The organism is Halomonas sp. BMC6 (genome assembly GCF_964204995.1).
Classification (GTDB): domain Bacteria; phylum Pseudomonadota; class Gammaproteobacteria; order Pseudomonadales; family Halomonadaceae; genus Vreelandella.
This window is the reverse complement of the sequence record NZ_CAXNSH010000001.1, coordinates 2,745,917-2,765,619: the sequence shown is the minus strand read 5'-3', so window position 1 is coordinate 2,765,619 and position 19,703 is coordinate 2,745,917. Positions and strand designations below refer to the sequence as shown.

At 52.6% G+C, this 19,703-nt stretch carries 23 protein-coding genes; 1 reads left to right on the top strand and 22 read right to left on the bottom strand.

From position 1 onward, the window contains the following. Nucleotides 1-18: 18 nt before the first annotated feature. The 22 genes from AB6K10_RS13420 to AB6K10_RS13315 all read right to left on the bottom strand — a co-directional run bounded on the left by AB6K10_RS13420 (nucleotide 19) and on the right by AB6K10_RS13315 (nucleotide 17,983). Nucleotides 19-645, bottom strand: a complete 627-nt coding sequence (locus AB6K10_RS13420) for a hypothetical protein (protein WP_339118979.1) — start codon at nucleotides 643-645, stop codon at nucleotides 19-21. A 1-nt stretch (nucleotide 646) separates the two neighbouring features. Beyond that, nucleotides 647-1,030 carry a hypothetical protein gene (locus AB6K10_RS13415; protein ID WP_339118978.1) on the bottom strand — a complete coding sequence of 128 codons (384 nt, stop codon included), beginning with the start codon at nucleotides 1,028-1,030 and terminating at the stop codon, nucleotides 647-649. Next, complete coding sequence (locus tag AB6K10_RS13410; RefSeq protein ID WP_339118977.1) at nucleotides 1,027-4,290, bottom strand: tape measure protein; 3,264 nt, start codon at nucleotides 4,288-4,290, stop codon at nucleotides 1,027-1,029. Before AB6K10_RS13410 ends, AB6K10_RS13415 begins: the two co-directional genes overlap by 4 nt. After that, nucleotides 4,287-4,496, bottom strand: coding sequence for a hypothetical protein (locus AB6K10_RS13405; RefSeq protein ID WP_339118976.1), 210 nt, complete (start codon nucleotides 4,494-4,496; stop codon nucleotides 4,287-4,289). Before AB6K10_RS13405 ends, AB6K10_RS13410 begins: the two co-directional genes overlap by 4 nt. 131 nt (nucleotides 4,497-4,627) lie before the next feature. Beyond that, nucleotides 4,628-4,957 (bottom strand): hypothetical protein, encoded by a 330-nt coding sequence (locus tag AB6K10_RS13400; protein ID WP_339118975.1) that lies wholly within the window; start codon nucleotides 4,955-4,957, stop codon nucleotides 4,628-4,630. Nucleotides 4,958-5,041: 84 nt separating this feature from the next. Further along, the gene (locus tag AB6K10_RS13395; protein ID WP_339118974.1) at nucleotides 5,042-5,527 is read right to left on the bottom strand and encodes a hypothetical protein; all 486 of its coding nucleotides are present in this window, start codon (nucleotides 5,525-5,527) and stop codon (nucleotides 5,042-5,044) included. A gap of 9 nt (nucleotides 5,528-5,536) precedes the next feature. Continuing rightward, nucleotides 5,537-5,923, bottom strand: coding sequence for a minor capsid protein (locus tag AB6K10_RS13390; protein WP_339118973.1), 387 nt, complete (start codon nucleotides 5,921-5,923; stop codon nucleotides 5,537-5,539). Between the two features lie 11 nt (nucleotides 5,924-5,934). Further along, nucleotides 5,935-6,420: a hypothetical protein gene (locus tag AB6K10_RS13385; protein WP_339118972.1), complete on the bottom strand. Its 486-nt coding sequence runs from the start codon at nucleotides 6,418-6,420 to the stop codon at nucleotides 5,935-5,937. A gap of 369 nt (nucleotides 6,421-6,789) precedes the next feature. Beyond that, entirely contained in the window at nucleotides 6,790-7,500 is a 711-nt protein-coding gene (locus tag AB6K10_RS13380) for a hypothetical protein (protein ID WP_339118971.1), read from the bottom strand. Continuing rightward, entirely contained in the window at nucleotides 7,493-8,275 is a 783-nt protein-coding gene (locus AB6K10_RS13375; RefSeq protein WP_339118970.1) for a hypothetical protein, read from the bottom strand. Before AB6K10_RS13375 ends, AB6K10_RS13380 begins: the two co-directional genes overlap by 8 nt. Before the next feature lie 3 nt (nucleotides 8,276-8,278). Continuing rightward, the gene (locus tag AB6K10_RS13370) at nucleotides 8,279-8,773 is read right to left on the bottom strand and encodes a hypothetical protein (RefSeq protein ID WP_339118969.1); all 495 of its coding nucleotides are present in this window, start codon (nucleotides 8,771-8,773) and stop codon (nucleotides 8,279-8,281) included. A gap of 80 nt (nucleotides 8,774-8,853) precedes the next feature. After that, entirely contained in the window at nucleotides 8,854-9,744 is an 891-nt protein-coding gene (locus AB6K10_RS13365) for a major capsid protein (RefSeq protein WP_339118968.1), read from the bottom strand. 19 nt (nucleotides 9,745-9,763) lie between these two features. Next, a complete protein-coding gene (locus AB6K10_RS13360) occupies nucleotides 9,764-10,603 on the bottom strand; it encodes a DUF6651 domain-containing protein (protein WP_339118967.1) in 840 nt (279 codons plus the stop codon). A 52-nt stretch (nucleotides 10,604-10,655) separates the two neighbouring features. Further along, entirely contained in the window at nucleotides 10,656-12,152 is a 1,497-nt protein-coding gene (locus AB6K10_RS13355; protein ID WP_339118966.1) for a phage portal protein, read from the bottom strand. Between the two features lie 76 nt (nucleotides 12,153-12,228). Continuing rightward, complete coding sequence (locus AB6K10_RS13350; RefSeq protein ID WP_339118965.1) at nucleotides 12,229-13,473, bottom strand: terminase family protein; 1,245 nt, start codon at nucleotides 13,471-13,473, stop codon at nucleotides 12,229-12,231. Continuing rightward, nucleotides 13,473-14,075: a hypothetical protein gene (locus tag AB6K10_RS13345; RefSeq protein ID WP_339118964.1), complete on the bottom strand. Its 603-nt coding sequence runs from the start codon at nucleotides 14,073-14,075 to the stop codon at nucleotides 13,473-13,475. The genes AB6K10_RS13350 and AB6K10_RS13345 overlap by 1 nt, the downstream gene beginning before the upstream one ends. A gap of 321 nt (nucleotides 14,076-14,396) precedes the next feature. Beyond that, entirely contained in the window at nucleotides 14,397-14,663 is a 267-nt protein-coding gene (locus tag AB6K10_RS13340; RefSeq protein WP_339118963.1) for a hypothetical protein, read from the bottom strand. After that, nucleotides 14,660-15,562, bottom strand: a complete 903-nt coding sequence (locus tag AB6K10_RS13335) for a hypothetical protein (protein WP_339118962.1) — start codon at nucleotides 15,560-15,562, stop codon at nucleotides 14,660-14,662. The genes AB6K10_RS13340 and AB6K10_RS13335 overlap by 4 nt, the downstream gene beginning before the upstream one ends. Beyond that, on the bottom strand, nucleotides 15,552-15,983 hold the full coding sequence (locus tag AB6K10_RS13330) for a hypothetical protein (RefSeq protein ID WP_339118961.1): 432 nt from the start codon (nucleotides 15,981-15,983) through the stop codon (nucleotides 15,552-15,554). Before AB6K10_RS13330 ends, AB6K10_RS13335 begins: the two co-directional genes overlap by 11 nt. Next, nucleotides 15,980-16,633, bottom strand: a complete 654-nt coding sequence (locus tag AB6K10_RS13325; RefSeq protein WP_339118960.1) for an ABC transporter — start codon at nucleotides 16,631-16,633, stop codon at nucleotides 15,980-15,982. Before AB6K10_RS13325 ends, AB6K10_RS13330 begins: the two co-directional genes overlap by 4 nt. Continuing rightward, the gene (locus AB6K10_RS13320) at nucleotides 16,630-17,331 is read right to left on the bottom strand and encodes a ParB N-terminal domain-containing protein (protein WP_339118959.1); all 702 of its coding nucleotides are present in this window, start codon (nucleotides 17,329-17,331) and stop codon (nucleotides 16,630-16,632) included. Before AB6K10_RS13320 ends, AB6K10_RS13325 begins: the two co-directional genes overlap by 4 nt. Continuing rightward, a complete protein-coding gene (locus AB6K10_RS13315; protein WP_339118958.1) occupies nucleotides 17,324-17,983 on the bottom strand; it encodes a ParB/RepB/Spo0J family partition protein in 660 nt (219 codons plus the stop codon). Before AB6K10_RS13315 ends, AB6K10_RS13320 begins: the two co-directional genes overlap by 8 nt. 117 nt (nucleotides 17,984-18,100) lie before the next feature. Here AB6K10_RS13315 and AB6K10_RS13310 point away from each other — a divergent pair, with 117 nt between their 5' ends. Beyond that, nucleotides 18,101-19,699, top strand: a complete 1,599-nt coding sequence (locus AB6K10_RS13310) for a DEAD/DEAH box helicase (protein ID WP_339118957.1) — start codon at nucleotides 18,101-18,103, stop codon at nucleotides 19,697-19,699. Nucleotides 19,700-19,703 lie beyond the last annotated feature (4 nt).

Genomic DNA, 19,703 nt, shown 5'->3' with positions numbered 1-19,703 from the left:
AATCACTTACTTATCATATCACCCAGCGTTAATACCTGGGAAGCCGCCATAATTCTCTTCGTTGTTGTGAGCAGAGCATCCATTGGGGCCTTGAAGACTGTAATCGCAGCTCTTTAAACCACCGGTGTATTTGCACTCAGGCCCCTTGTATTGCCACTGGCAACGGTCTCTGCGCTGCATTCTGCGCGGTAGGCGAAGAGAGAGCGGGTTTTCCATTCCAAGGACAAACGACAGGGTGTAATCCTGACTGTTGGCAGATGCCTTTTTGACGGCATACGTCTCTTTGAACTCTGGCGGCTGACTCATGTTGCCGGTATTCAAAAAGAACATCTCGACCTTAAAGCCCACGCCGCCCCGATAATTCTCCATATAGCGAACCACGACACCGGTTCGGTCGAAAAACGACAGTGACACCTCAGAGGGTGAGTCGATCTCGGCAGAATGATTAAGATCAAACTCGGTGGAGGCGTAAACGTTACCCTGATATTCGATGTCGGTATTTCCGTTGCGACACAAACGGATTTTCTCGACCAAATTGCCGGTCGCGTGATCGATCACATCGATGACCAACATGGGAATGAACGCCTCCGAAGAGGCGATCCGGTTTTTATCAATTACAGTGGCGACAGAGTGATGACGTGGCATATCAGACTTCTCTCAACTTAATGTCTTGGACGTTCCAGCGCTTGTTGTTGCCGGATCCCGAATAGGTGAACGTGAGTGGCCCTTGAAGCTGAACCAAGATCAGCTCTTTCGTTTGCGGGTTCCGCCAATAGAAAGGCTCAATGGTGCCGTTTACGGACACCTCGAAATTCTCAAGCTGCTTCTTCTCGCTATCTTTCAGATTGGTGAAGCCGGTCTCGAACAGCCGCTTTCGCGGCTGCTTGTATCTGGCTCGATTGATGCTGTAGCCGCCTTCGGTGACATCACGAACGGCGTTGTCCAGGGAGGTCTGTTTGAATCGAGACGAATCCTCTTTGGTTTTATCCGCCGTCGCACCGAAATTAGGCATGATTGGATAGCTGCTCATGACCGCATTGCCCCCTTCATAGAATCGCGGAAGTTGCCGGGTCGACTGATCGCCTTCAGCACAACATCCAGAACATAGGTATCACCGTCGAACCGTCCGCCCATTTTCTCGGCCTCAACTTCTTGACCCGACTGGTTAATGAGATTGAATTGAACGTTGGGGCTTGCGCCGCCTTTCATCGTGACCGGAATCGTGCGGCCATCAGGAAGAGGGACGTAGGCTTCTCGGTGGGCACCTTCTCCAAAGATCGACACTTGGGGTTTGTGCGCGATGCCGCCGTTGGCATAACGCTGAAGTGGCAGAGGCCCCATGTCAGTCATGATGTTGCCGTTAGCGCTCGCCGTAATGCCCCCAATTTGCCCCATGAAGCCGCCAGCGATAGCAGGGGAGGTGTTGACCTGGGTAGCAAAGCCGCCAGCGATAGCAGACCCCGTAGCGCCTTTTAGAAGGCCACCGACAATGCCATCCAGCGCATTCGTCATCGGAGTGATCATCGATTTTTGCAACTGAACCCGAAGCATCTGCTCAAGCACATGGTCGATAAGGCCCGAGAAGCTGAACTTGCCCTCCTTCACAAAACGAACCATCTCATCGATAGCCAGGTCAGCGGTCTCTTTCCAAAGATTCGCCCAGTCCATCTTGAAGTCGTTCATTTCGCGGAGCATTTTTTCCCAGCTAGACTCGGCGTTCTTCTCGATGTCGCGGAGAGCTTCGGCTTGATACTGGCGGAGGGCGTCTGAGAATTGAGCGATTTGTGAGGTGTCCACGCCAGCCTCACGCATTTTCTCCAGCAGCTCTTCGTATTCCTTCACCTGCTCGTTTAGCTCAAGGGTCTGCAAGCGCAAACGCATCAGACGACCTTCTTCGGTGTCTTCCATGAAGCCAGCGGTTTTACCGAGCAACTGCATGTAGGCTTTTTGGCCATCGGTTTCGGCTTTCTTTAGCCGCTCGATGTTGTAAAGCTCTTCTGCGAAGTCACGCGCTTGGGCCGACAACTGATCGAACATGGTTCGGTCTTTGTCGGTGATCGACTCGGCAAGCTGACTGATGCGCTCGTTTAACCCCTCCAGGTGGGGGTTGATCTCTTCGGCAGTGCCTCTTACCTGTGCAAGCCGGATAGCAAAGCCATTAGCCAACGTGCCCATACTGGCCAGCGCACGCTCGGAGTCTTTGATGAACTGAGGGGTTTTCGGCTTTGCAGTTGAAGGCTTCTCGACGTATTGGTTGGCCTGCTCATACGACTCAACAAAGTTGCGGTGCTGCTCACGGAAGGCAATTTCGTTCTCGCGCAAAGCGGCGATGGCTGCTTCTGCGCGAGCAACTTCAGCTTTGGCAGTTTCACTTAGCTCACCTGAAGAGTCTTTGTAGCGGTCAATCACCGCCTGCTCGGCTGCCAAGTTACTTGAGATCACCTGCAACTGACCGTCCAGCAGGTCTTGTGCCGACTGAATGGCAAGGCGATTAACTTCGTCGACTCGCTCTTGATTGCCACGAGCCTCCGTCAACATGCGCGAATGCTCTTCACGCTGCTCTCGGAAGGCGGCACGAAGAGGGTCGATTTGATGCTGTAGCATCCGCTCGACAGAGGCTTTGGAGCGCTCTACGTTTAGATAGTGAAGACCTTGCTCGCCCACCTCTAAGGCTCTCTGAGCCTCATCAGCTTCGGCCCGCAGACGCTCAATCTGAACCGTTGTGGCGTCGACAAGTGACTGGGCTTGGCCACGCTCATATTGGCTCAGTCGCGGATTGACAGCTCGGCTCTGGTATTGCGCAAGCCACGCCTCCTCGCGTTCTAGTTCGGCTGTTTTTTCCTGAAAACGCTCTCTAATTTGATCGACGTTTTCGGTTGTGGCCAATAGTCCGCGACTTTCCAGAATGGTTCGTGTCGCCTCGTCAACGCCGCCGGTTAGCTCTTTGATGGCTTGGTAAGCGGTGTAAAGAATGGAGACTGCTGCAAACGCTGGCCCTGCCATAGAGGCGAGTGCCATTCCCACGCGACCTACAGATCCGGCGAGGCCACCAAAAGCAATACTTGCTCGCTGAGAAGAGGAGCTAGCGGCATCCACGGCGTTTGCAGTGGTTAGCGCTGTCGCTCTGGCCGCATCCATGTGACGACGATAGTTTTGGAGAGATGTGCCTAACATGCCGGTCTGAGTGTTGAGACTCATCATGGCAGTAATAAGCGAGTGCGTGATTTGAGTGGCGCGACTTACCACATACCAAGTGGCAAACACCTTTAGCAGCGATTGAATGGCGTCACGGTTCTCGTAAATGAAAACCAGTCCCTTCTCCATCCAAAACGCCAACTCTTTCATGGCCTCAGACAGCTCTTGAGCGAACAGTTTTGCCTCAGAAGAGGTCAGCCATTGGGACATTCGGTCAGCCATGTCCTTGACGGTCGAGAAGTAGCTGTCGGAATCTTCAGCAGAACCGGCGACATCCTTCAAGAACAGCTTCCAGCGAGTGTTCATGGATTGAAGAACGCCTTGCCAAGTGGTCATCATCCGAACACCGGCACCATCAAAGGTCAGTGCCATCTCAGATAGCATCTTGTTCAATGCAGTGCGCGATTCAACCGTGCCGCTTTCGATCTTCACGACCAGCTCTGACATAGAGAGGCCCATCGAGCGAGCCATGATAGCCATCGCGCTGGGAACCGCCTCACCGAGCTGTTGACGAAGCTCTTCCATCGAGATAACGCCTTTACCGACCATCTGCTGAATGGCGATGGAGGCGCGGTGGAGAATGTCACCGTTACCGCCAAACGTCGCCACCGCATCGGTCAGGGCCTTCATGCTGCCATCGGTAGGCTCCAGGCCAACAGTGCGGAATTTGATGAACGCATCGGTGATCGACTCCATCGTAAACGGTGCGTTTTGCGCGAAGTCAGTCACGAACTTGGTATCGGCTAAAGCGTCCATGTTGCGTTTGGCCATGTCCGATTCTGACGACATGCCGCGCATCATGACGGTAAGTTTCTCGATCTCACCGGCAGCATTCATGATGGCCATCTGCCATCCGAACGTTGCACGGAAGATCGTGCCAAGCGCCTGCTCGGCAGTAGCTAAAATGATGGTTAAATCGCGAGTTTTAGCCGCTAGACCCTCAACAGAGGTGTCGAGCTTTTTGACTTGGGCGGCGCTGCTGACGGCTCTATTTTCAAATTGACTGAGCAGTCGACCAGCGCCACGAATGCCAACCTCGAAGTCGTTCCCGTCAAGTGACAGAACGACAACCAAGTCATCGCCTTGCTTGTTCATTCAATTACTCCCAAATGTGCCTTTAGGCGATCAATGGCACCCTTTTCCATGCGAGCCTCTTGGCGGATGGGCTTATCGATTTCAGCCTCAAGCTCACGGAAATAGCCGTTGATCGTTTCTTGATCACCGGACTGGGTGACGAGCAGCAGACGGGCGTGGCGCTGTTCTTCGTCAGCGCGAATTCGGGAGATATTTCGGTCGAGCATCCAAAACGATGTCAGGGGCAGTTTCAGAACGTCTCGATGGCTAATTGAGTAAAACCGCATGACGCGGGATATAAAAAAGCCGAGGTCGATGGCCTCAATCCTCGGCGCTTCATCGTCCTGTTCTGCCCGCGTTACTTTTTTGCGTGTTCCTCTACAACCTGCTGATCAATCGCGGCAGTGTTGATGAAGTCGAGCAGCGTTTTGAGCTGACGAACGGTCATCAGATCGAGGGTTTCGTCGGTCATGGTGGGGATCACGCGCAAGATATTTTTGCGGTAATTGAGAACCAGCTCTTCTTGAGTGATGCCGCCTTTTTCCAACTTCTTCTCCATAGCCTTCTGTTCAGAAGTCATGGTGATAAAGTCGCCAAGCGAAATTTCGCAAATGTCGTGAATTTGTCCCTTGAACTGAAACTGCTTCACCACATTGCTCAGCTCATCCAGGTTTAAAATCTCAGCCACAGTCGTTACCTCGGTTAGTTGTCAAAAAGGGGCTATGTAAGCCCCTTATAATAAGTAAGTAGTGACTTACTTTCTAGCGTTAAATTAAGGTGTGGCTTTGCCAAATTTGGCCAGAACACCCGCGTCGTCGGGGTAGGCCGTAAATTCGATGTTGTAGATTCGCTCTTGGTTGTGACGGTAAGCGAAGCTGAAGTTACCGGCAGTGTTAGCTTTCACGAACTCCACCGGCTCGTCGGCGTTTCCGCCTGATACCGGAACAAGTTTCAGCAGACCAGCACCATCGATCAGAGAAACGCCAACGGCATTATTGACGACAAGCTGACCGGCGGTCACTTGGGATCCAGGCAGCACCAAACCAAGTAGTGCCAGAGTGGTTTCGGCCATAGGCACGGTGATCTTGAACTGACGCTTGGTGATGAACTCATCTACCGCCGTCTCGCCGTGCTGATCGACGGTGATAGGGTAGGTGGTGGTCTCGACAGAAACCTCAACGCCACCTTTGGTCAAGCCAAGCTCGGTGCCTTTGAAGTTGACGTTGCACGCACCCAATTTGATGTTTTCGCGACTCATATAAGTCTCCTATTGCTCTAGTCGGTAACAGCTAAACTCAAGGCGAAAAGCGAACTCAAACAGACCTCCATTGGAGATGGGGTAAGTGGTGGGTTCACTGATTGGCCTGACGTGATTGAAGTGATAATCACCAAACCGCTGATTCGTCACATTCAAAACCTTCATTGCCTTCTGGCACAACGCGAAACCCGCTTCTGGGTCGCTATGCCGGACGACAATTTCAATGATGTCGTTGTAATAACCAGGAAGCTCAGGGTCGATCTCAAAGCCAGGAATGGGGGTGTCAACCATGATGGCGAAGTTGACTGTTTCCGGCATGAAATTGAAAAAAACGGGGGTTTTTTCAAAGCCTACGCGGCTATCTTTCAACCCCTGAACAATCGCCCTTTCAATCATAAGAGCCTCCGTTAGCCCCGATTCGTTATCTGACTGACCGCCCGTTCAATCCGGCGTCGGTATACCGCCTCTACGTAGTTCATTGAGCGGGCCATAAATCCACTTCCCACTGAAAGATTAGGGTCGGTATTTCTAACCCTTTGATCCTTCTCCCTGGATTTGCGGGCCAACCCTTTAAATTCGCCGGACTCCAGCCTTTTCGCGTAGGTGATAACACGCTGCCTACGTATGCCGTTGCGAGTGCGCTGATTGCGACGAGCATTGGGGTCTATGAACACCTCAAATACCGTTCTGCCACCTGCACCCGCCCGAGACAGCCGCCTAATGCGAAAGGCTTTTTCTAAAGCACCCGTATCTAAGTGTGCTTGAAGCTCCGCCCTCCGCTTAGCTTCTTTTGCCGCCTGCTCAAGCAAGGAGTAAACGGCTCGGTTTGTCTTCTGGACGACGTTGTTCAGGCGAAATTGGGTGCTTTTTACACCGACGATTTTGAGACCCATACCTTCAAGCCCACCTCGTTATGATCATGGCGACCCATGATGTCCAAACGCGGTGTCAATGAAGACACCTCAAGCTGAAAGCCCAGTATTTCCAGGCGATCACCGATCTGAATGTTTAGTCTTGGTGGAAGCAAGACGATGGATTCAGAACTGACTTCCTGGCCGCGACCTCGTGATGCTGAGCTGTCAGCGCGCACCGACGTCGACTCTTTGGTCATCTTCAGCCGCACAAGAGAGCAGGGAACTCGAAGGCTTGGCCCATACGTCTCTCGACCCCAGTCATCAAAGCCTTTGCGCTGACTCACAAAGCAAAATGTGTTCGGTCGGAACATGATTTATTCTACCTTTGTTGCGAATAAAAGTAAGCACTTACTTATTAAGCGGGCGTAAGTAACGCCGACATTGAGGGTGAAAGAGTGAATCTCGCACCGACTCATACTCTCCGCGCTCAATGGTCGTTAGAACCTCACCCTCAAAACTCACCACTTCAAAGCTGTCCGTTGGCGACATTGCCATGACAGCATCCGCAAGACACAAGACCCCAAGTCCACGCATCAGGAGCTTCGTAAAACGCTCTGTAAGCTGCGATTTTCCGTTTGCATCCGTCGATAGCTGTTTTCTCTTTTCGACGCTCTCGCGTGAGCGTAGAAGCGATGCTGATGTATCCCAATCGTTATCGTCACGCATTGAGCGAGCGATGATAGCGATACGCTTCATATCGAGCTGAAGCTGGGCAACTTTTCGCCCTCCATCACTAACAAGACGCTCATAAACGAACGACCGGTGGTGAAGGGCGATGTCGTTAGCTTCCATCGTGACGTCTTGATTGGATATTTTGGAGGCTTGCGAAAGGGACTGAGAGATCATGCTGTCGCAGATACCAAGAAGCTCATCATTTCTAAGCCTCAACGCCGTTAAAAAGCCGGTATCAGAGACGCCGGTCATTTGGCCAATGGCAATCCGAGAAGACCTGGCTTGTGATATGGCTCCGTCCTTGGAGCCAATCAGCGCGTTCGTGAAGTTACGCTCAACCTCAATGGCGCTGTTTGCTAGCTGATCGAGGTAGGAGAACTCATCCACGACCAATACTCCAGCGGCTTGTTGTCCAGCGAGTGAGGTATCGGAAAGCCCGCATACACACACCTGTATGAATGGGCTTGCCGGTTCGGAACATCTGCGAGGTTTCGCCAACGGTATCTGAGAGAACGCCAGAGTGACGTTTGCTTTCGGCAGTGGCACCGTAACCAAGAATTTCATCGGCCTCGATGATTTGCGCAATCAGAAGGTCATCGATAAATGGCTTTGGTAGGGTGTCAAAGGTCTCGCGACTCATTACCTCAAAAGCGAATCCTGCCTGGATACCTTCAAAGGTCACATGATCTTCGCCTAGCGAGTCTGTGATGTCGAAGCGAAGGGTCTTGATGCGGTGAGCCGCTTCAATCAGCGCTTTACGACGATCTTCATCCGACGATGAAAGCCAGTTGTCGATGCGATACACATCCATCGCCAACATATTGGCTTGATTCACCGTCTGGAATGACTCACGCGGAATGTCCAGCTTGCCCAGATCTTGAACCAGCAGCGACTCGCTGAATTTGATGAACTGGTCGTCTTTCCCATTCACTTTCAGCGTGACGACCAATACCCGTCGACGTTCCGACTCGTCGAGCGTAGTCAGCTCAGAGGTGATGGGGATGTCTAGCCGCTCATCATCCCCATAGACCACCAATTCTGTTTCTGAAAGCCTGACGACACCGGTCTGGTCGGCGATTTCATACGTTGCACTGGTCGGGTGTGCGACCGCAGAGATGTCGATAGAGATGGAGAACGACTCGCCAGCGTCAACGATCTTCATCGCTTACTCTCCCTGAGCCACCAGAATTTCGCGGATCAGCTCATTGATTGAGCGGCCCTTAACGCCCAGCTTTGAACCGATAGCACGAAGGCCTGAAATGCCGCCGTCTTCTCCAGGCTTATCGGCCACTGCTTCAAGCTCTTCGCGGGTATAGCGCTTCGTTGGGGTCGACTCTGCAACCGCCACCAGGGCATCGCGAAGCTCAACGGCCACGTCGGCCACCTTGCTGATCGACTCTTTGGCGTGCTGCTGATTGATTTGATCGGTTTTGTCGCTGTTGATCTTGTCAGCCGACGCGACCGTCATGCCTTTCGCGGCCAACTGCTCTACACCCGCACCCACTTGCTGACCTTCCAGTGATTGAATCCGCATAGCTGCCCCTACCATCGACACTTCCTGGGGGTTTAGCTCGCGATCACTCACGCCATTTGTAAAGGTGATTTGATAGAGGGTGCCGGTATAGCCGCTCAATACGGGTTCTACGATTCGGACTTTCATATCTGCCTCCTAAGACAAAAGGGGAGCGAGTTGCCCCGTCTCCCCTGTAAGTAAGCTGTTACTTACTGTTTAAGCCGAAATTAACCGACTTTTACCTTATCCAGTGTTGCCAGGGACTGGGTGGACTTCAGAGCCAGACCGACATACCACTTCACGCGGTAGCGGATAGCGTCTTTGTTCTGAATAGTGCCAATCTGCTCCATACGGATACCAGCAGATGCACCGCCGAAAATACCGTGCAGACCATCGGTCTCGTTAAGACGAGCAGCCACGATGCTGGAAGATTTCACACCGGCATTATCAACAATCGGCATGAAGTCGTTGACCAGAACCGGAACGCCGTTGTGAGTCAGCATCGGACGACCGAAGTTCGGCATCATGACATGAGCAGGCTCCAGACCACCGGTTGCACGCAGAAGGGCGCGCAGCGCACGAATATGCGCAGAGGTCATGAAGATGGCATCAGCGCCGTTAGGCACCGCATCCAGCAGCTCATCGAGCATGGTGAAGGACAGTGCTGTCTCAAGGCCGTCGATTTTCTGAGTCGGTGATACCAGACGCAGAACACCGTCAAACTCTTTCGGGTTCACGCTGGAGTCGCCTTGGGCCAGAGAGCGGCGGAACTTGCGAGTGATAGCCTTCGCCTTACCTTGCACTTGAATAGCAATCTGGTCGTTAAGATCAGATTGTGTTTCTGCGGTGAATTTGTCGATGTCCACGTCGCCCGCCAGGATGCGCAGCTTGGTGTTGACCTCTTCAAACGTCGCAGCACCTTCAGGCACGGGGTCGTAAGGACTCAAAAACTCCGCTTCACTCAGAGTCTTTTCGCGGTTGTAGTCGTAAGACTTGCCTTCAGAGCGCACGAACGGCAGCACCGCAAGCAGGTCTTCTTTGTCGATAATTTCTTCAATGATACCGCGCTGCAAGTCCGTATTGGACAGTTTGGCAGCTTCTTCGACCAGCAAAGGCATATCAATTACCTCGTTTCAGTTAATCACTACTTAGAGAGGCGAGGCCCACAGAGATACGTCCTACGCCTGCGGCGACAGGTTTCTCGGGTGCCCCAGCTTCGGGTTGTGCAGAACCGGCTCCAGGCTTAGCCTTTGCTCGGATCAGCGAATCTCGGTCAGGGTCGGCCGCTACGATTTTGCGCAGAGCGTCGTCGAAGCTAAGAGGCTTACCGTCGCCACCTACTAAAACGGTGCGATCTTTAGCGCCTGCTGGCTTGTCGTAACCCACGACCTTTCCGTCTTTCACGTCGAAGTGCTGGCCATATACCACTCGCGCTTTGGAGGGTGTCAGCAGCAGCTCATCGGCGATAAATTTGGAGTTGCCGAAGTCAGCACCTACGGTCATTTCTTCAAGATTTTTGACCAGAGAGGCGTTAATCTCACGCAACTCATTTAGCTCTTGATCCTTGGCGCTGAGCGCTAATTGATGCTCGTTGGCCATCATCTCTTTGAGTCGATCAAATTCGCCGCGAGCCTCAAGATCCGCCTTCTCGCGGTTGGCCTCTTCAGCCTTACGAGCAGCTTCGGCTTCAAGCAGCGATTTGATCTGATCAGGCGTCACATCACCGAACGCCTGAACTTGTGCTTCTAACTCGCGAATGCGCTCTTTGCGCTGCATGGTTTCTTTCAGCAGCTTCGCTTCACGATCAGATAGCTTCTCACCGCCTTCATTGGCAGGAGCTTCACCGCCTTCATTGGCAGGAGCTTCACCGCCAGGAGCACCTTCACCAGAGACAGCACCGCCGCCTGCTTCACCGCCTTCATCACCAGCGGCGTCCATGATTCGTGCATCAGCTAATAACTTCAGATACCAGGGCATTACTTTCTCCTTTACGACCTATCTCTTGGTCTATCGGGGCGTGGTTCGCCGATCACTGGGCTACCCACTTTGGGTTGTTTGTTTCCACGGATGGAAACGATGCGGTGGGCAGTCGAGGCTCTTCTGTCTCACCGTAGGTTTTCAGTTCACTTTCAATCGCTTCACGAAGGTCTTTCTTCAAATGAGGGAAGAGCTTGTCGACCAGAGTTCGCATTTGCTGACGCATTACCGTCTTCGGTGCATCGATCAGAGCAAGTCGCTCACACACCGAAAACTCATCCATCAGGCCACGAACGTCATAGCTTTCGGCGTAAGTGACGTATTTGAAGTCATCGCTTACTTCTTTTTCTTCGCCTGCGTAAAGCAAGACCAGACGTGCAATCTCGTTCTCGGCTTGCTCAAGAGAACGTGATTTGGCAGACAGCAAGGAGTTGACGCGCTCAAAGTCGTAGGCTTTTGCCACGCCTGAGCTGTTATCGATCCCTTTGCTGTTGTCTTCTTTGGTTCGTTCGCCAGCGACACCTACCGAGTGATAGATCTCATTGATGATCTTGCCGATCACTTGGAGGATAAGGTTGGCTTGCTTGACGTCCGGTGACAGATAGAAAGGCCCATTGCCACCTTCACCGTCGTAAACGAACACTCGCTTGGTGCCCATTTCCAGCATCTTTTTGTAGTCGTCATCCCCAGGCATCAGGTTTTGAGCGGGAATGGCGAGCTGCGAAAAAGTCTGGTCTTGGATAATGGCGTCAAGGTTCGAGAGATAGTTGGCTACCGCACGATCCAGATACGCTACGTCGTTGATAAGAGCAGGGGAGGTGTATTGCGACTCGTGGTTGCCCAGAGCATCTAAAGCCACAATCGGAACAACACCCAGGCTATTAGTGCCTTCTTTTTCAACCTCACAGACCATCGACGTGCCGGATCCTTTCTCGCAGATCAGATACCACTTGTCGCGAGTCCAAATACGCCAGCGTTTCTTGATGCAACCCGAGGAGGTGAAAGGGTCGTCGTCGTCACGAACAGGCTCGTAAATCAACGCCCAAAGCAGCTCTCCATCTTCACCAAAGCCCATGTCGAGCATGTGGGTGGGTGGAACGATGTAGGCGTAAATTTGTGAGCCGCCGGTCTTCTGGTCAGCGACCGAAATCGCCTCTCCATCTTCCAGGCTGCTATCAACTACTATCCAAATGCGACCAAACGTCGAGGCTTTCACATCGGCTTGACGCATAAACTGCTGAATCGTCCGCCCGTCACGCGTGGCCCGCTTCCAGAACTCACCGAGTGCTGGAGTGGGGTCATCCTGGCGTTTCACTTCGCCACGGAAGACATACTTGTTGACGAGGTTGACGATCTCGCGAGTGTGGTTAAACCGATAAGCACGGGAAAGGCGGTCTTTGAATTCCTTCTTGCCTTCTTTGTGATAGGCGAAGATGTTTTTCGCAAACCATTTACGGCCACCGTTATAGGTCGCCTCTAAGAATTCCCAGTGTGCAAGGGTGTCTTCATATTCAGGATGACGCCGCTTGATAACGCCTGTTAAATCCATACCTTTCACCTTTAAGCCCTAGTTGGCAATTCAAGCATAAGCCCAATAATAAGTAAACACTTACTTACTTTTTAGGTCAAATAGAAGCGCCCATGATGCTGCGTTTGCGCAGGGGTCGTTCGATTTCAAGACAGTAACCTAACGCATCAGCAGGGTGCTCAACTCCTGCCGCCTTATCGATGTCTCTACCACCTGGCTTGTAAAGCGTTTGCTCAAAGGCCGCGATGGTTTCTCGACACGTTTCGTTGACGTAGAGCCGAATTTGGCCAGAGGCCGACATTAGCATCGAGTTCACCGCATTCACCCTGTCTGAAATGGGCGGGTGTTTGCGCTTAAACTTGATCCGCTTGAAGCCGCGATCTCTAAAGATGTCGATGTCCGTTTCGCCCCTAGCGTGCTGTCGCTGACCACCGGCAGGGTCGGGATATACCGTTACCTTCTCTTGCCAACGCCAAAACTTCCGCTCGATGGCGTCGCAAACCTCAGAGGTGTTAGAGGAGGGCAGGATAATCTCGTCGACAATCCAAACGTCGCCGTTGAGCTGCGGCTGCATGACGACCGATGACATAGGGTCGATGTTGAAGTCCTGGCCTACCCAAATGGGCAATGCTGGATTGAACGGATACCGACCGACGTGGAGGTTGCGATCAAACGGATAGTAGACGCGGCCGCTCATGGTCGAGAATGAGGCGAGGTATTCCTGCTCAAACGACTTTGGATCCATATCGGCCCGCGCTGCTTCAATCTCTTCGGTGGGTATAAACGGCGAGGTAGCTGTTTCATACTGCCAAGACTTCCATTGGCCCTGAAGCTGCATTTCGGGTCGCTGGCCGATCTTCCAGAGTTCGTAGAGGTAGTTGAAGCTCTTGGGGGTGCCGATGATCATGGCACCGCCACCCGTTGACGATAGCGTTGGGCGAATAACCTTCACCCATACATCCGCCTTCATATCCTGAAACTCGTCAAGCACAACGAAGTTCAGCGCCACGCCTCGAAGTGTGTCAGGACGGTCGGCACCTTTCAGAGCGATCTCGGTTTTGTTGCGAAGCGTAATGGTCAGCGAGGAGTGGTTGATCTTCTTGATCCAGCGCTTAGGCACCATCTCAAGCATCTCGTCCCACATGATCTGCTTGGCCATGCGGAAGGTGGGCGCGATATACCAAATACGAGCCTTCGGATATTTGGCTGCCCGCATAATCATCGCTTTGGAAAGTGCCGTCTTACCCCAGCGCCGACCGGCCACTACAACCTTGAATCGGTGTCGAGACGCATAAACCTCCATCTGCTTTTCATGCAGAGAGACATCGACAATGGCGGCCATTAGTCGTCATCCCCCTCAATCACGAGGTCATTTTCCAGCTCTTCGAGCAGATCACCCTCCAAATAGGGCATTGCATCGCCAATCTCGATGTCGTCTTCCGGCAATTGGCCCTGCATGGATCGAATACGCTGCACTTCGTCAGGCGTGAGGCTGCGAACGAGCAGTTCAGGGATGTCGTCTTCCTCGCCGAGTTCTTTATCCAGACCAATAACTGCCCACTGATGCTGGCGAATCAGCCCCAACGTGGTTGCGCCCATTTGTAGCGCTTTGAGATCAGGCTGCGCGGTAAATAGCCCTTTGCCTCGCTGAGCATCGACGAGGGTCTTGACGGTCATTTTGTGAAGCATGTCGAGGGCTTTGAAATGGCTTTCGCGGGCTTGCTCGCCACGCTCTGTCCACTTGTCGACGTTCTTGACGGCCTTATCGATGATTTCGGCTTCGATCTTCTTGTCGATGGCCGCCTCGCCCTTTTTCACGCCGTCTTTGTTGAAACGGCGTGATAGCGTTTCGCGGGTAACACCGTATTTCTCCGAGATTTGGTCGAGATTAAATTCGCCAGAGGCCCACATAGCACGCGCTTCTGCCCACTGTGCAGGACTCATTCTTTTTTTTGCTTCGCTCATTCGTTAGAAGCGCTCCAGATCGCTCAATTTTGCGTTCTCAGCGCTTTTAAGCGTTTGGACATATCAGCGGATACGTCGCACGCGAAAGCGCTCAGACAGCGTTATTAGTCCGAGCAGAGCAGCGAAGAATGTTGATTGTGGGGGATCGATGGCGTGGCCGCGTCGCGCAGAGGTAGGCTCACTCCTTTGAGCTATTGCAACGCGGCTTTCTCTGTCTGTTTTTACTTACAAGTAATACAAGTCCTTCGGAATAGGGTTTTTATATAGATGGAGTGAGGCATTCAATACAAAAACTCTGCCTCACAGTCGGAGCATGGTTTTTCCGAATTCCGTCAGATCATACGTGCGGCGGGCGCGCCCGCGACGCACGGCCCATTGATCGTTTTTCTTGATAAACCCCTTCTTGATGAGCGCTCGCAGACTGAATTGCATCGACTCTTTCGAGGTCGTGTAGGGCAGTTCGGCAAGAAGTTGGTCCATATCAACAGCCTCATCCTGATCCATTCGGTGTTGGTGGATCACGGACAGGATTTGAATTTGCTTCTCGGTTAATCGATAGAGGCTCATTTTGAATAACTGACTCCGGTTATCTGCGCCAATCGGTCAAGGTTTAGTGGTTCAGAAGGTGTCTGAAGATCAAAGGCGATCAGTGGCAGTCGTTGAGGTAAATCGCGGCCATAGTCGGGGTTTTTGTAGGCACCATAGAGAGGGCTGGTGAAGATCAACCCCTGTATCTTTGCGATCAGCTCGCGTGGGCCGTAATTCAGGTCGTCCAGGCTTCGCCCAAGGTTGCGGCCGGTCTTCTCAAGCGATGAGCAGGCGTAGTAAAACGCGGTCAGTTCGCGCATAGCTTTGTGGCGAAAAGCCGGCGACATTGCCTCTATCTCTGCGATCAGCCCTTCGGTGTCATAAGGGTGCGAGTCCAGGTAGCGACTCATTACTTGAACGCCTTTGCCGTAGTTCTTGTTCTGCACGGGCTTGGCGAACTGAAACCCTGCTTTCATGGCGAACGGGCTGAACTTGGACATGGCCGACTGAATTTCCATGACCTGACGCGGATGAAGTCGAGCCGCCAGATTGATCATCCGGTAGCTAACACCGACGCCACGGTAGAGCGTGTCCACCACCGAGCGATTCACGATGGCGAACAGGTCATTGACGAACTTGCCACGCGCCGTATTCGTCAGCTTCGTTCCGCCTGTGGGTTTGATTTTCGGGAACATGCGGTGACGCGGCTCAAGCAACAGCTTTGGGTAGGCCGTCACAACCACGCCAATCAACTTCCCGTCCATCGTGCACCGATAGTATTTCTGGCCAAACGAGTCGGATTCGGTCTTGTAGTGAAGATCATGAAGCGAGAGCCAGTCTTCTCGATCCCCAGGCTCCACCATCATTCGCTCCAGAAGGGAGAAATGAGCCGGATACTCGCCTTTGGCGGGGCGGTAGACGTGCGTGTCAGTCGTCATACCCAAACTCCGGCAGACCATAGACCTTGCTGCGAATCTGACTGACCAAATAGCCTTGCGTGTAGGCAAAAGGCTCATGATTGTCAGGGGTAAACAACACCCCATGAGCGTTCAGGACGTCGACCGTAGTGTGCAGAGCCTCATGCCAAATGGTCTCCTCGCGATACTTGTCGGCATTAAAGGCAATGCACGACAACTGCCCTTGCTCTGTGGTGGCGAAAAACGACATCCCATAAATGCTGTCGCCGATCTCGCTTTGCCCAATGCCAGGGCCATTGGGGAAGACGAAACTCAGGTCGTTAGGAAGGTTGGTCAGGCTAGTGAAAATCACCACCTCAGAACCATACGGTTCAATACGAGCGATATGGGCACCCACGCGCTGAATGCGTCGGCGCTCACTGGCGGTCAATAGCTTTTTCATGCCTCAGACCTCTCAACGGACACCTTGGCCTTGTAGTGCTTCTCGATGATCAGGCTGGGCTTTAAGTCGCTTACAAGATCTGTGTGAGTGGTGGCCACGATGACCGTAGCACCTACTTTCCGAGCGGTGCGCTGGACGTTGAACGACACCACCTTGGCAGTTTCACGATCAAGGACGGCGCAAAACTCATCGGCCACCCAAACGTCGGCGTTGGACTCAATGACCTTCGCCAATTTGAAGCGATACTTTTGACCGTCGGACAACTGATCAGGGGTTCGCACCAATAGATAGGCATCGTTCAGACCGGCCAGTGAGAGCAAACGAATGGCGTCATTGGTGGTTTCTCCAATCTGATCCACCAGCGGCTTATCCAGCAGCTCAATCTCGTCGATGTTGGCAACACGATGACCGCGATTCCGCAGCTCGGCGGCCAGCTCACGAAGCACCAGTGACTTGCCGGAACCTGACTGACCGTTGATATACACCACATCGCCCATTTCGACAGTGATCGGGAGGTTGTCGTAAATAACGAAGTCGCGCTCTTCTAAGCCCAAGCCAAAAGCCTCTGCCACCTCCAGAACGCGCTCGGTCTGCATGACGCGAGAGCTAAACCGCTTATCGACGTTTATTACCTCACAAAGAATACTCATCGCTTACTTCCTCTTTCGGGCATAGCTAAATCCAGGTCGCAGCGATCAATCAGCTCCAAAAAGGCATCGAGACCAGATTTTTTGGCACGGAACTCCACTTCTGCCATGAAGTTGGCAAACTTGCGCTGCTGATCGGCAGGGACACGTTTGAACCCAAGTAAGTCGGTGACAGCGACATCGGTGGTCTTTGCTTCACGAATGGTTTCGTCGTGTTGACGCTGAGAAGCGGCCATTTCCTCTTCGAGATCGCTAATGATGGTTTCCGTATCAAAACCAGCGGTAAGATCCTCGGTCAGAACCGACCACTCCTTGTCGTCAAAGCCAAGAAGAGGGTCATCGTTGCCTTCAAGAAGCTCGGCAATTTCCTCTTTCATCATCACCACGTCGTAGTCGAGGCCAACAGACTTGTTTTCCTCGATACGCCAGCGCTTCACCTCATCATCCGTGAGGTCGCCACGCACAATCACCGGAACTCGCTCAAGCCCGAGTTGCATGGCAGCCTCGCGTCGACCATGACCCGCGATGATCACCAAGTTGCGATCTACTTGAATGGCGTTGCCGGTAGAGAATCCATACTTGGTCATGAGCGCTTTGAGCACGTTGATGTGGCTCTGCGGATGCTTTTTGACGTTCTTATCGTAGGGAATCAGGTCTTTCGGATTCATGAAGACCATTTTCTGCTCGACACGCTCACTCATCGTCAAACTCTCCCGCCAGGAATACCAAGGCGTCACCGGCACTGGTCAGGGAGTCAGCATCTTCCAGACCTTGCTCGGCTTTGATGCGATTGATGACTCGCTGCACGCGCTCAACATCATCCATCGCCACTTTGAAGCGAAGGATCTGATGGGTCTGGATGGGCGTTTCGCGCTTTTCCTTGGTGACCTCGATGTCATCCAGGTCGTCGTTCAACTCATCCTCCAGGGCATCCAGGTCGATGTTGGCGGTAGTCAGCAGCTTATCCATGTCCTCGCTAGAGTAGGGCATGAACGAGGCGAGATCGGCGTCCTGAGACAGCTCGTCTAACAGGGCTGCCAATTCAAAAGCGTCGTCTTGGCCGTAGCGGCCGTTATCGAGCAGCATTAGCTCTTTGGCTCGCTCATCACTGATGTAACCAACGTTCTGAACGGCTACCTCATGAAGACCTTCTTCAATGGCAATTTGAGCGCGATGCTCGCCACCGATGATCTCCAAGGAGCCATCGTCAAGCTCGCGAGCTACGATGACGCCAATCAACCCATTACGGCGAATGCTGGTTCGCAGCTTCTCCTCGTTCTCGGCAGACACCTTGTTGGTATTCCAGGGGTTTCGCCGTAACAAACGCGGATCAACTTTCGTTAGTTTTGACATTTTGTGCTAATATCCATCGTTAGTAATCGTGACTTGTCACGACTCTTTAGGCCTGATAGGTAAGTAAGCGGTTACTTACCTAAAATATAAGGCAAAACACCGCAGGAGACCAGCGGAATGACTTCAGTCGTAAGGATTGCCAGAAACGCTCGGGTGGCTCAGATAGTAGATGCCGACGCCACCATCAAAGGCATTGTGCAATCACTTCTGTCGTATCAGGTGGCGGGCGCAGAGTTCAGCGATTCCGCCAAGAGTGGCGCATGGGATGGAACGAGCACGTTTTTTGAATGGGCCACAGGAAAATTCCCTGCTGGATTTACGAAGCCGGTAACGACAGAGCTTTCCAAGAAGGGCTACAACGTTCAGTTAATTCAGAAGCCATTACCAGAACCTCTAGGGCCGGTAATGCCAGCAATCGACCCTTTTGGTTACACGCCTGAATATGACTACCAGCTCAAGTGCGTCAATGCGCTTATTCGTGAAGGTCAGGGCATTTTTCAGGTCGCGACAGGTGGCGGAAAAAGCAGAATTTGTAACATTGCTGTGAGTAGAATCCGCCGACCCACGCTTTTTCTGACCACTCGTGGCGTTCTGATGTATCAGATGAAGCGCGCCTTTGAAGCGGCGATGAAGTATCAAGCCGACAACGGCGATCACTACTGGAAAGGTCGTCAAGTGGGTGTGATTGGTGATGGCGAGTGGAACCCTCGCAAGTCAGTCACAGTAGGCATGGTTCAAACGCTAGCCATGCGTTTGAAAGAGCCGGATCGTTCAAAGCCTAGGGCCGAACAGGCTAAGCAAGCTCGCATCCGCGAACAAACGCTGAAATACCTGGCATTGGTCGAATTTGTGGTGCTGGAGGAGGCCCACGAAGTCGGCGGTGATAGCTATTACCGAATCCTCGATGTTTGCAAAAACGCTCGTTATCGTATGGCGTTGACAGCTACCCCCTTTATGCGAGACGACCAAGAGTCCAATATGCGCTTGTTGGCCTGCACGGGGCCGGTGCTGATCAAGGTATCTGAAAAGATGCTCATTGATCGAGGGGTGTTGGCAAGGCCGTATTTTCGATACCACCACGTTGGGTATTCTCCCGACCGAGCCGGTATCGATGATCTGAAAGAGCTAACCATCGGAAGCACTCGACTTGGAAGGGGGACAGGTTGGCAGCGAGCGTATAAGCTCGGGGTCATTTACAATGAACAGCGCAACCGTGTGATTGTCGATGAAGCGGTGCGCGCTGCTAGCATGGGATTGCCTGTCATGATCCTGGTGCTGCAAAAGAATCACGGGCGTTTGCTGGAGAAGCGTCTGCAAAAAGCTGGGGTTCGATCTAGCTTTGTATTTGGCGAATCAAAGCGCGATACTCGACAGCAGGCGTTAAATAATCTTCGGGATGGGAAGATTCAAGCGCTGATTGGTTCTACCATAATGGATGTAGGTGTCGATGTTCCTGCTGTGGGTTGTGTGATACTTGCAGGGGGAGGAAAAGCAGAGGTTGCATTAAGACAGAGAATTGGACGAGGGTTAAGAGCGAAGAAAAATGGGCCAAACGTAGCGTTCGTCGTGGACTTTATCGATACGGCCAATAATCACCTCCGCAAACACTCAATTGAAAGATTGGCAATAGTTCAAAACACGCCTGGATTTTCTGAGAATATCATTTATAGTCCAGCCGACTTTGAGTTCTATAAGCTGGGTGTTGCTGCGGCATGAGAGC